Annotated in this window: 9 protein-coding genes and 1 pseudogene; 4 read left to right on the forward strand and 6 right to left on the reverse strand. The window is 69.4% G+C overall.

Going from position 1 to position 11,115, the window contains the following annotated elements; genetic code table 11:
• Positions 1-181 (reverse strand): annotated as a pseudogene (locus PSH25_RS09295) (DUF4190 domain-containing protein); the annotation flags it as partial.
• A 333-nt stretch (positions 182-514) separates the two neighbouring features.
• On the opposite strand from PSH25_RS09295, the gene purN reads away from it, so the two are divergent.
• Positions 515-1,135 carry a phosphoribosylglycinamide formyltransferase gene (purN, locus tag PSH25_RS09300; RefSeq protein WP_238658626.1) on the forward strand — a complete coding sequence of 207 codons (621 nt, stop codon included), beginning with the start codon at positions 515-517 and terminating at the stop codon, positions 1,133-1,135.
• On the forward strand, positions 1,132-2,703 hold the full coding sequence (purH, locus tag PSH25_RS09305) for a bifunctional phosphoribosylaminoimidazolecarboxamide formyltransferase/IMP cyclohydrolase (RefSeq protein WP_238658627.1): 1,572 nt from the start codon (positions 1,132-1,134) through the stop codon (positions 2,701-2,703). The genes purN and purH overlap by 4 nt, the downstream gene beginning before the upstream one ends.
• A gap of 97 nt (positions 2,704-2,800) precedes the next feature.
• On the opposite strand, the gene PSH25_RS09310 is transcribed toward purH, so the two are convergent.
• The 5 genes from PSH25_RS09310 to PSH25_RS09330 all read right to left on the reverse strand — a co-directional run bounded on the left by PSH25_RS09310 (position 2,801) and on the right by PSH25_RS09330 (position 8,566).
• Positions 2,801-3,835, reverse strand: a complete 1,035-nt coding sequence (locus tag PSH25_RS09310; protein ID WP_238658628.1) for an ABC transporter ATP-binding protein — start codon at positions 3,833-3,835, stop codon at positions 2,801-2,803.
• Positions 3,816-4,847: an ABC transporter ATP-binding protein gene (locus PSH25_RS09315; RefSeq protein WP_238658629.1), complete on the reverse strand. Its 1,032-nt coding sequence runs from the start codon at positions 4,845-4,847 to the stop codon at positions 3,816-3,818. Before PSH25_RS09315 ends, PSH25_RS09310 begins: the two co-directional genes overlap by 20 nt.
• Positions 4,848-4,853: 6 nt before the next feature.
• A complete protein-coding gene (locus PSH25_RS09320; protein ID WP_238658630.1) occupies positions 4,854-5,810 on the reverse strand; it encodes an ABC transporter permease in 957 nt (318 codons plus the stop codon).
• An 18-nt stretch (positions 5,811-5,828) separates the two neighbouring features.
• On the reverse strand, positions 5,829-6,767 hold the full coding sequence (locus PSH25_RS09325) for an ABC transporter permease (protein WP_238658631.1): 939 nt from the start codon (positions 6,765-6,767) through the stop codon (positions 5,829-5,831).
• 197 nt (positions 6,768-6,964) lie between these two features.
• Entirely contained in the window at positions 6,965-8,566 is a 1,602-nt protein-coding gene (locus PSH25_RS09330; protein ID WP_238658632.1) for a peptide ABC transporter substrate-binding protein, read from the reverse strand.
• A gap of 485 nt (positions 8,567-9,051) precedes the next feature.
• On the opposite strand from PSH25_RS09330, the gene PSH25_RS09335 reads away from it, so the two are divergent.
• Both PSH25_RS09335 and PSH25_RS09340 read left to right on the forward strand, forming a co-directional pair.
• Positions 9,052-9,912, forward strand: a complete 861-nt coding sequence (locus tag PSH25_RS09335) for a bifunctional methylenetetrahydrofolate dehydrogenase/methenyltetrahydrofolate cyclohydrolase (RefSeq protein ID WP_238658633.1) — start codon at positions 9,052-9,054, stop codon at positions 9,910-9,912.
• 139 nt (positions 9,913-10,051) lie between these two features.
• On the forward strand, positions 10,052-11,002 hold the full coding sequence (locus PSH25_RS09340; RefSeq protein WP_112583765.1) for a malate dehydrogenase: 951 nt from the start codon (positions 10,052-10,054) through the stop codon (positions 11,000-11,002).
• The last annotated feature ends 113 nt before the right edge of the window (positions 11,003-11,115 follow it).

Genomic DNA, 11,115 nt, shown 5'->3' on the forward strand with positions numbered 1-11,115 from the left:
CCGAGGTGGGCTGCTGACCGTAGGGGGCCTGCGGCGCGGCGTACGGGTCGTGCGGCTGCTGGCCGTACGGCTGGCCGGAGGTCGGCTGCTGGCCGTACGGGGCGGCCGGCGGCTGGGGAGCGGTCGGGTCCTGGTTGGGCTGCTGGCCGTACGGGTCCTGACCGGGGTTACCGGGCTGCATTCGAGAAGCTCCTTGGACTGGTTCCGTCAGTTGGTGCTCTTTGTTTCCATCCATGATCGCGGTCAGTCCTCCCAAAGCCCAGCACAGCAACAGGACGACATGTCTCCCAAAGCAGGCAAACTTGCCCTTGTCGACCGCTCGCTGTCGGTCGGTGGTGCCTGGGCGGGTGCAGAGCAAAGGGCGTGTGCCCCGGATCAGGGTCGGTGTGTGGGCCGGTGCGGCGTCCGGCCCGAGCGAGCGGCAGCGTATCGGGTCGACGCACATCGGCACCGTCGAAGATCGGCGCGCGGCCCAGCCGAAGGGCGTCCCTGACCTGCCCGATAGGGTGGCCCGGTGACCGAGCCCGCGCCTGTCGCCCGCATCGTCGTCCTCATCTCCGGCTCCGGGAGCAACCTCCAGTCGCTGCTGGATGCCGCCGCCGACCCCGCGTACGGCGCACAGGTCGTCGCGGTCGGCGCGGACCGCGACGGCATCGCGGGCCTGGACCGGGCCCACGCGGCGGGGGTGCCGACCTTCGTCGAGCGGGTCCGCGACCACGACACCCGGGAAGCCTGGGACCTCGCGCTCACCGCGCACGTCGCGAAGCACCAGCCCGACCTGGTCATCTCCGCCGGCTTCCTCAAGCTGGTCGGTCCGCACTTCCTCTCCGCCTTCGGCGACCGCTACCTGAACACGCACAACACGCTGCTGCCGGCGTTTCCCGGCATCCACGGCCCGCGTGACGCCCTCGCCTACGGCGTGAAGCTCACCGGCGCCACCCTCTTCTTCGTCGACGCCGGCATGGACACCGGGCCGATCGTCGCGCAGGTCGCGGTGCCGGTGCTCGACGACGACGACGTCGACACGCTCACCGAGCGCATCAAGGAAGCCGAGCGGCGCCAGCTCGTCGAGCAGGTCGGTCGGCTGGTCCGCGAAGGCTGGACCATCACCGGAAGGAAGGTCACGGTTCCGTGAGTCCCACTCAGGACGGGCGCCGCCCGATCAGGCGGGCGCTGGTCAGCGTCTACGACAAGACCGGGCTGGTCGAGCTGGCTCAGGCCCTGCACGCGGCCGGCGTGGAGATCGTGTCCACCGGCAGCACGGCGGGCACCATCGCCGCCGCCGGGGTGCCGGTGACGCCGGTGGAGACGGTGACCGGTTTCCCCGAGGTGCTCGACGGTCGGGTGAAGACCCTGCACCCGAAGGTGCACGCGGGTCTCCTCGCGGACCTGCGCAAGGACACCCACGTGGCACAGCTCGACGAGCTGGGCGTGGCGGCGTTCGACCTGCTGGTCTCCAACCTCTACCCCTTCCAGGCGACCGTCGCCTCCGGCGCCGGCGTCGAGGAGTGCGTGGAGCAGATCGACATCGGTGGCCCGGCCATGGTGCGGGCCGCCGCCAAGAACCACGCCTCGGTCGCCGTGCTCACCGACCCGGCCGGTTACCCGGCGCTGATCGGCGCGCTCAGCGAGGGTGGCTTCACCCTGGCCCAGCGTCGCGCTCTGGCCGCCCGGGCGTTCGCCGACATCGCCGAGTACGACGTCGCGGTGGCCCAGTGGTGCGCCCAGGAGCTGGCACCCGCCGACGACTGGTGGCCGCAGTTCGCGGGGCTGGCGCTGCGCAAGTCGACCGCGCTGCGCTACGGGGAGAACCCGCACCAGCCCGCCGCGCTCTACACCGACCCGGACGCCCCGGCGGGGCTGGCCCAGGCCGAGCAGCTGCACGGCAAGGAGATGTCGTACAACAACTACGTCGACGCGGACGCCGCCTGGCGGGCCGCGAACGACTTCGCCGACCAGCCGGCGGTGGCGATCATCAAGCACGCCAACCCGTGCGGCATCGCGGTCGGCGCGGACGTCGCCGAGGCGCACCGCCTGGCGCACGCCTGCGACCCGGTTTCGGCGTTCGGCGGCGTCATCGCGGTCAACCGGCCGGTCTCGGTCGAGCTGGCCCGGCAGGTCGCCGAGATCTTCACCGAGGTGGTGGTCGCGCCCGGCTTCGACGAGGGCGCGGTCGAGGTGTTGCAGGGCAAGAAGAACATCCGGCTGCTGCGGGCACCGGCCTGGACGCCGGCGCTGGTGGAGTTGCGGCCGGTGACCGGTGGCGTGCTGGCCCAGGTCGCCGACCGGGTGAACGCCCCCGGCGACGACCCGGCGAACTGGCAGCTGGCAACCGGCGAGGCCGCCGACGAGGAGCTGCTGCGGGATCTCGCGTTCGCCTGGCGGGCGGTCCGCGCGGTGAAGAGCAACGCGATCCTGCTCGCCAAGGACGGCGCCACGGTCGGGGTCGGCATGGGTCAGGTCAACCGGGTCGACTCGGCGCAACTCGCGGTCACCCGCGCCGGCGCCGACCGGGCCCGTGGCTCGGTCGCCGCCTCGGACGCGTTCTTCCCGTTCGCCGACGGTCCGCAGATCCTCATCGACGCCGGCGTCCGCGCCATCGTGCAGCCCGGCGGCTCGATCCGCGACGAAGAGGTCATCAAAGCAGCCAAGAAGGCCAACGTAACGATGTACCTAACCAAAACCCGCCACTTCTTCCACTAACCCCCTGGGCTCGACCCCGTCGATCATGAAGTTATTGCCCTGCACGTCGGCGTGTCAGGGCAATAACTTCATGATCAACGGCAGGGGTCAGGTGCGGTCAGGCCGGGGTGGGGCGGAGTTCGGCGAAGTGGCAGGCCGAGGGGTGGGGGTCCGCCGCCCTCGGGACCGTTGCCGGGTCTTCGACGGCGCAGACCTCCTGGGCCTTCCAGCAGCGGGTCCGGAAGTGGCACCCGCTCGGCGGGTCGGCCGGGCTGGGCACGTCGCCGACCAGCCGGATCATGTTGCGCTGGTCGCGGGCCTCCGGGTCCGGCACCGGCACGGCAGAGAGCAGAGCCTGGGTGTACGGGTGGGTGGCCCGCTCGTAGATCTCGTCCTCGGTGCCGATCTCGACGATCCGGCCGAGGTACATCACCGCGACGCGGTCGGCGATGTGCCGCACCACGGACAGGTCGTGCGCGATGAAGATGTACGAGAGCCCCAGCTCGCCCTGGAGCTGCTTGAGCAGGTTGATCACCTGGGCCTGGATGGAGACGTCAAGCGCCGACACCGGCTCGTCGCAGACGATCACCTCGGGCTTCAGCGCGAGCGCGCGGGCGATGCCGATGCGCTGACGCTGACCGCCGGAGAACTGGTGCGGGTACCGGTTGATGTGCTCCGGGTTGAGCCCGACCAGGTCCAACAGTTCCTGGACCCGCTTGGCCTTGCTGCCCTTCGGCGCGGCGTCCGGGTGGATCTCGAACGGCTCGCCGATGATGTCGCCGACGGTCATCCGCGGGTTCAGCGAGGTGTACGGGTCCTGCATCACCATCTGCATGTTGCGGCGCAACCGGCGCAGCTCGCCCCCGGAAGCCTTGAACAGGTCCTTGCCCTCCAGGGTGGCGCGTCCGGAGGTGGGCTTCTCCAGCCGCATCAGCAGCCGGGCGAGGGTGGACTTGCCGCAGCCGGACTCGCCGACCACGCCGAGCGTCTCGCCCCGACGCAGCTCGAAGCTCACGCCGTCGACGGCCTTCACCGCCCCGATCTGCCGCTGGAACAGCACGCCCTGGGTGATCGGGAAGTGCTTCACCAGATTGTCGACGGAGAGGATGGTCTCGCCGCGGACCTTGGTGGGGTTAGCGGGCGACGCTGTCATCACGGACCTCCTGCGCGAAGTGGCAAGCGCTGGTCCGGCCGTCGCCGAGGACCAGGTCGTGCGGCACCTCGTCCACGCAGACCTGCTGGACGTACGGGCACCGGGGGTGGAACGGGCAGCCGGACGGGATGCGCATCAGGTTCGGCGGCAACCCCTTGATCGTCGACAGCTCCTGGCCGCGGACGTCCAGGCGCGGGATCGACTCCAACAACCCCTTGGTGTACGGGTGGGCGGGCGCCTTGTAGAGCGAGCGGACGTCGGCGTGCTCGACGATCCGGCCGGCGTACATGACCGCGATCCGGTCCGCGACACCGGCGACCACGCCCAGGTCGTGGGTGATCAGGATCATCGCCATGTTGAGTTCCCGGCGCAGGTCGGCCAGCAGGTCCATGATCTGGGCCTGCACGGTCACGTCGAGTGCCGTGGTGGGCTCGTCGGCGATCAGCACCTTGGGGTCCAGCGCCAACGCCATGGCGATCATGACGCGCTGCCGCATCCCGCCGGAGAACTGGTGCGGGTAGTCCCCGATCCGCTTCGCGGCACCGGGGATCTTGACCAGATCCATCAGTTCGACGGCACGACGTCGAGCGTCGCCTCGGGACATGCCGGCGCGCTGGCGCAGCGTCTCACCAATCTGCCAACCGACCGGGAAGACCGGGTTGAGGGCGGAGAGCGCGTCCTGGAAGATCATCGCGATCTCCTTGCCGCGTACCTGCCGGCGCTGCTCCTCGGAGCGGGTCAGCAGGTCCTGACCCTGGTAGAGGATCTGGCCGGAGCGGACGAACGCGGGCGGGGTGTCCAGGATGCCCATGATCGCCTGGGCGGTGACCGACTTGCCCGAGCCGGATTCGCCGAGCACGGCAAGCGTCTCGCCGGCGTCCAGGTGGTACGACACGCCGTTGATCACCCGGGCGACACCCTCGTTGGTGCGGAACTCGACGTGCAGGTCCCGCAACTCCAGCAGGTGACCGCCCTCGGGTGTGGCGGAGGCGGGCGTGGGATTGATGGTCATGAGGGATCACCGCAGCTTCGGGTCGAAGGCGTCACGGATCGCGTCGCCGAGCATGATGAACGCCAGCACGGTCAGCGCCAGGAAGGCCGACGGGACGATCAACGGGGTGGCCGCCTCCCGCATGTGGATCCGGCCGGTGTCGATGTCCTGGCCCCACGAGATGGTGGGCGCTTTGAGGCCGATGCCCAGGAAGGAGAGCGTCGCCTCGGCCGCGATGAACGAGCCGAGCGCGATGGTCAGCACGACGATCGCCGGGGCCAGCGAGTTCGGCAGGATGTGTCGCCACATGATCCGGCTGTTGCCGGCGCCGAGCATCCGGGCCGCCGCGACGTAGTCCTGCTCCTTGGCGGTGATCACCGAGGACCGCACCACGCGGGCGGCGGTGGTCCAGCCGAGCAGGGCCAGCACGAAGACGACCGCGCCGATCCGAGCCCACTGGCTGTCACTGGACACCCGCTTGAGCAGCACGATCGCGGCCAGCAGCAGCGGAATGCCGAGCACCACGTCGATCACCCGGGAGAGCACCGCGTCGACCCAGCGGCCGAAGTAACCGGCCAGCATGCCGATCACCAGCGCGATGATCCCGGTGCCGAGCGCGGCGAGCGCACCGACCAGCAGCGACGCCCGGGTGCCGTAGACCGCCCGGGAGTACGTGTCGCAGCCCTGGAAGTCGTACCCGAAGATGGCCCCGCCGGACGGCCCGGCATGCTGCCGGGAGAGCAGGCAGTCGTTCGGGTTGTTGGCGGTGAAAACCCCGGGGAAGAGCGCCATCAGGGTGAAGATGACGACAAGTGCCAGCGAGATCCAGAAGATCGGATTGCGGCGCAGGTCGCGCCAGGCGTCCCCGGCCAGGCTGCGGGGCTTGTTCGCGGCGCCGACCTGGTTGGGTGTGCCCGGCTCTCCCGAGGGGCCGCGTCGCGCGGCCTGGTTCTCGGTGGCCGCCACGGTCTCAAAGTCACTCATGCCGCCACCTCGCTGGGCTTACTCATAGCGGATCCTCGGGTCGAGTACGGCGTACAGGACGTCCACCACCAGGTTCGAGACCAGGTAGACCACGACGAGCACGCTGACGATGCCCACCACCAGGGGGCCGTCCTCGGTGCGGATGCCGCGGAAGAGGTTGAAGCCGACGCCGGGGATGTTGAAGACGCCCTCGGTGATGATCGCGCCGCTCATCAGGTTGCCCAGTTCCACACCGAGGAAGGTGACCACCGGGATCAGTGAGTTGCGCAGCACGTGGACGACGACGATGCGCCGCTTGACCAGGCCCTTGGACCGGGCGGTCCGGACGTAGTCCGCGCGCAGGTTCTCCGCCACCGAGGCCCGGGTGAGTCGTAGGGCGGTGGCCAGCGACAGCGAGCCGAGCACGATGCCCGGCAGCAGGAGCGCGTAGAACGTCGGGTCGGAGCCGGCCGTGGGTGGGAAGAGCTGCCACTTGACGCCCAGGAAGTACTGCGCCAGCGGCGCCAGCACGATGGTCGGGATGCCCAGCACCAGCAGGGTCAGCACCAGCGTCGAGTTGTCGAAGATGCTGGCCCGGCGGATGCCGGCGAGCACCCCGGCGGTGACGCCGAAGATGATCGCCACAGCGAGCGCGATGAGCGCGAGCCGCACGGTGACCGGCCAGGCCTGCTGGAGGATGTCTCCGATGTTCCGACCGGTGAGCGACTCGCCCAGGTTGCCCTGGAGCAGGTTCTTCACGTAGTCGAAGTAGCGGTAGAAGAAGCCACCGACGCCCGTGGCGTCCAGGTGGTACTTCTCGGTCAGGTAGGCCCGTTGCGCGGGCGTCACCGGCCGTTCGCCGGCGAGCGCCTGGATCGGGTCGCCCTGCCCGGCGAATGTCAGCGCGTAGACGATCAGGGTGGTCCCGAAGAACGCCAGGACCATCTGCAGTAGGCGCCGCAGGATGTAGCGGAACATGCTTAGCAGTCTCTCCGGAAATGTGCGAAAGGGTCGCAGGACGGCATCTCTGGTCGTACCCGAAATATCTGATACGTGCCGTCCGGCCCGGGGGAGCCGGCACCACCGACGCCGGGTCCGCTGCTGCGGCCCGGCCCCGGTGGTGCGGTCCGGGCCACCCGGGCTTCGTCGCCTGGGTGGCCCGCACCGTGGTCAGCTCAGCTGGCTGCTTCGATCTTGACGAGGTTGACCCGCTGGAACAGGTCCATCTCCACGTTCTTGACCTTGGACGAGTGGCCGAACACGTTCTCGCCGAAGCGGAGCGGGATCACCGGCATGTCCTTGGCCAGGATGTCCTCCGCCTGCTGGTACTTGGCGATCGCCTCGTCCTGCGTCTTGGCGGCGGAACCCTCCTTGACCAGCTTGTCGAACTCCGGGTTGCTGTAGCCGTAGTAGTTCGACGAGCCGTTCGTGCTGTACAGCGGGCCGAGGTAGTCCTCCATGGTCGGGTAGTCCATGACCCAACCCATCCGGAACGCACCCACCGGCGTCTTCTTCTCAACCTTGGTCAGCAGGTCGGCGAACTTCGGCTCGGCCGAGCCGACCGCGTCCACGCCCAGGTTGGCCTTGAGCTGGTTGACCGTGGCGTCGACCCAGTCCTTGTGCCCGCCGTCGCCGTTGTACGAGATGACGATCTTCGACGGGCCGCCGGCGGCCTGGTAGAGCTTCTTGGCCTCGGTCGGGTTGAACTCGCCCGCCTTGCCCGCGGTGTTCTCCCGGTAGCCCGGCAGCACCGGCGAGACGAAGGAGCGCGCCGGCGTCTGCGAGCCCTTGAAGACCGACTTGGTGATCTCGTCACGGTCGATCGCCATCGAGATGGCCTTACGCACGTCCGGGCTGCTGTAGTCCTTGTCGAACGTCGGGAACGCCAGGAACTGGAACGACGACATCGGGCTGGTCTTGTACCGGTCACCCAGGTCGGTCGGCGCGGTGCTCAGGCTCTCGGTCGGGATCGTGGGCAGCACGTCCAGGTTGTCCGCCAGGACGTCCGCGTAGGCGGCGGTGAGCTGCTGGTAGATCCGGAACTCGATGTTCTTGACCTTGGGCTTCTCGCCCGGGTACGCGTCGTAGCGCTCGACGTCGATCTTGCTGTCGTGCTGCCAGGCGCCCTTCATCTTGAAGGGGCCCTGCCCGATCGGCGCCTGCTCGTAGGAGTCCTTGAGCACGCCCGGAGCCGAGAACGCGGCGTCCGGCATCGGGTAGAACGCGTTGTAGCCCAGCGTCGTCTTGAAGTCGATGTACGGCTCGGTGAGCGTCGCGGTGAAGGTGAGGTCGTCGACCTTCTTCAGACCGGACATCTCCTTGGCCTTCGGCGCCTTGCCCTGCAGGTCGGCGTAACCAGCGATCTTCTCGAAGAAGAAGTTGCTGTCCTGGCCGTTCGGGGCGTACGCGCCGTAGTTCCACGCGTTGATGTAGTCCTCGGACGTGACCTTCTCACCGTTGTGGAAGGTGAAGCCGTCCTTGAGCTTGATCGTCCAGACCTTGTTGTCGGTCGAGGTGATCGACTGCGCGGCGACCTCGTACGGCTTGTTCTGGGCGTCGTAGTCGACGAGCGGGCTGAACAGGCCGGCGAGCACCTGCGACCCGGACGTCTCGGTGGTGTTGGTGGGAACCAGGTGCTTCGGCTCGGCGATCTGGATGCTGACCGCCGAACTGTCGCTGCCACCGGATCCACCGTCTCCGCCGCTGCCGCAGGCCGCGAGGCCCAGCGTCACCGCGAGCGGGAGGGCGGTCCAGGCGGCGAGTCTACGAACTCGCATTGAGCCTCCTCATCTCCTCACGCTGCGCAGTCAGGCCCGACGCTGGGTTACGCTGCGCAACAAGCGGTAACGGTAGGTCGGTGGCGGGCCTTCGACAACGACGCGGTTGCGGGTGGGTAACGGTCCGGGGTTGCCTCACTTGTCGGGGGCTAGCGAATCTGCTAGGCGAAACCGCTTCTACCGACACTGGCCTGCGGAAATCCGGGAGCGCTGACGGGTTCGTTGGGCTGGCCTGGGTCGACTCGACGCCTTTCGGGGTGACGATCCGGTCTTTGCTGGCGACTGCCGGCCTGTCTGGTTCGACCGTGATCGAATCCACAGATTGTGACCGAGAGTGACTAGCGACACCTCACCGACCGTCACTCCGACGGCGACCCGCTCAACCCCGACCCGGCCGCCCGGTGGCCGGCACCTCCCAGTGGCGCCGGGTGGGGTCGAGCCGAGGTCGTCGGAACCGCGGCTGCCGGCCGTGAGACGATCTGGTCGTGACGGCGACGCTTCTGGACGGCAAGGCAACCGCAGCGGAGATCAAGGACGAGCTGCGCATACGGGTCAAGGCACTCGCGGAACGCGGCATCATCCCGGGGCTCGGCACGGTCCTGGTCGGTGCGGACCCGGGCAGCCAGGCGTACGTCAACGGAAAGCACCGCGACTGCGCCGAGGTGGGCATCGCCTCGATCCGCCGCGAACTGCCGGCCGACGCCACCCAGCAGCAGGTCGACGACGTGCTGGCCGAGCTGAACGCCGACCCGGCGTGCCACGGCTACATCGTCCAGCTGCCGCTGCCGGCCCACCTCGACACCCAGCGGGTGCTGGAGTTGATCGACCCGGACAAGGACGCCGACGGCCTGCACCCGGTCAACCTGGGTCGGCTCGTGCTCGGCTACGACGGTCCGCTGCCGTGCACCCCGCGCGGCATCGTCGAGTTGCTCCGCCGGCACGACGTGGCGCTGCGCGGTGCCACCGTCGCAGTGGTCGGCCGCGGCAACACCGTCGGCCGACCGCTCGGCCTGCTGCTCACGAGGCGCAGTGAGAACGCCACGGTCACCCTCTGCCACACCGGCACCCTGGACCTCGCGTCGCACACCCGCGCCGCCGACATCGTCATCGTCGCGGCCGGCGTACCGGGTCTGCTCACCGCCGACATGATCAACCCCGGCGCGGTGGTGGTGGACGTCGGCATCACGCGCGTGATCGGCGCGGACGGCAAGGGCCGCTACACCGGCGACGTCGCCCCGGAGGTCGCCGAGACGGCCGGCGCGCTGGTCCCCATGCCCGGCGGCGTGGGCCCGATGACCCGGGCCATGCTGCTCAGCAACGTCGTGGAGCGCGCCGAGCGCGGCTGAACCGCACCTCGGCGGCGCCGAACCAGGACGGCGGTGACGTTCACCCCATCCCGGCGATGGCCGCCGCCCCTGGCCCGATCGGTGCCAGGATGACTGATACGGTCCGGAAAACCGACTGGTATCAGGGAGTGGGACGACCATGGGTAAGAAGGTCACTGTCGTCGGGGCTGGCTTCTACGGCTCCACCACCGCACAGCGCCTGGCCGAGTACGACGTCTTCGACACCGTAGTGATCACCGACATCGTGGAGGGCAAGCCCGCGGGCCTCGCGCTCGACCTCAACCAGTCCCGGGCCATCGAGGGCTTCGAGACCAAGGTCGTCGGCGTGACCACCGGCCCGAACGGTGAGGGCTACGAGAGCATCGAGGGCTCCGACGTCGTCGTGATCACCGCTGGTCTGCCCCGGAAGCCCGGCATGAGCCGGATGGACCTGCTGGAGACCAACGCCAAGATCGTCCGCCAGGTCGCCGAGAACGTCGCCAAGTACGCCCCGAACGCCGTCGTCATCGTGGTCTCCAACCCGCTGGACGAGATGACCGCGCTGGCCCAGCTCGCCACCCAGTTCCCGAAGAACCGGGTGCTCGGCCAGGCCGGCATGCTCGACACCGCCCGGTTCAGCAACTTCGTCGCCGAGGCGCTGAACGTGCCGGTGGCGTCGGTACGCACGCTGACCCTGGGGTCGCACGGGGACACCATGGTCCCGGTGCCGTCGAAGAGCACCGTCAACGGCAAGCCGCTGCGTGACGCGATGCCGGCCGAGCAGATCGAGGAGCTGGTCGTCAAGACCCGCAACGGTGGCGCCGAGGTGGTCGCGCTGCTCAAGACCGGTTCGGCCTACTACGCCCCGTCCGCCGCCGCGGCCCGGATGGCGAAGGCCGTCGCGGAGGACTCCGGCGAGGTCATGCCGGTCTGCGCCTGGGTCGACGGCGAGTACGGCATCTCCGGTGTCTACCTGGGTGTCGAGGCCGAGATCGGCGCCGAGGGCGTCAAGCGGGTCGTCGAGACCGACCTGGACGCCGACGAGCGCGCCAGCCTCCTGGAGGCCGCCGAGGCCGTCCGCGCCAAGCAGGGCGACATCTCCAGCATGTAGTTCCCCCGAACCACCGCACCACCGAAGGGCGCGCCGGCAAACCCGGCGCGCCCTTCACCGTCCCCGCCCCACCCCGCGACCCACCCGCCCGGCCCCCGGCCGCCCGGCCCCCC

The organism is Micromonospora foliorum, assembly GCF_022229015.1.
Taxonomy (GTDB): domain Bacteria; phylum Actinomycetota; class Actinomycetes; order Mycobacteriales; family Micromonosporaceae; genus Micromonospora; species Micromonospora foliorum.

Bases quoted from the DNA above. Each gene is read 5' to 3' on its own strand.
- PSH25_RS09310 (WP_238658628.1), bottom strand. From the start codon at position 3,835: ATGACAGCGTCGCCCGCTAACCCCACCAAGGTCCGCGGCGAGACCATC.
- PSH25_RS09325 (WP_238658631.1), bottom strand. From the start codon at position 6,767: ATGTTCCGCTACATCCTGCGGCGCCTACTGCAGATGGTCCTGGCGTTC.
- PSH25_RS09320 (WP_238658630.1), bottom strand. From the start codon at position 5,810: ATGAGTGACTTTGAGACCGTGGCGGCCACCGAGAACCAGGCCGCGCGA.
- PSH25_RS09340 (WP_112583765.1), top strand. From the start codon at position 10,052: ATGGGTAAGAAGGTCACTGTCGTCGGGGCTGGCTTCTACGGCTCCACC.
- PSH25_RS09330 (WP_238658632.1), bottom strand. From the start codon at position 8,566: ATGCGAGTTCGTAGACTCGCCGCCTGGACCGCCCTCCCGCTCGCGGTG.
- PSH25_RS09315 (WP_238658629.1), bottom strand. From the start codon at position 4,847: ATGACCATCAATCCCACGCCCGCCTCCGCCACACCCGAGGGCGGTCAC.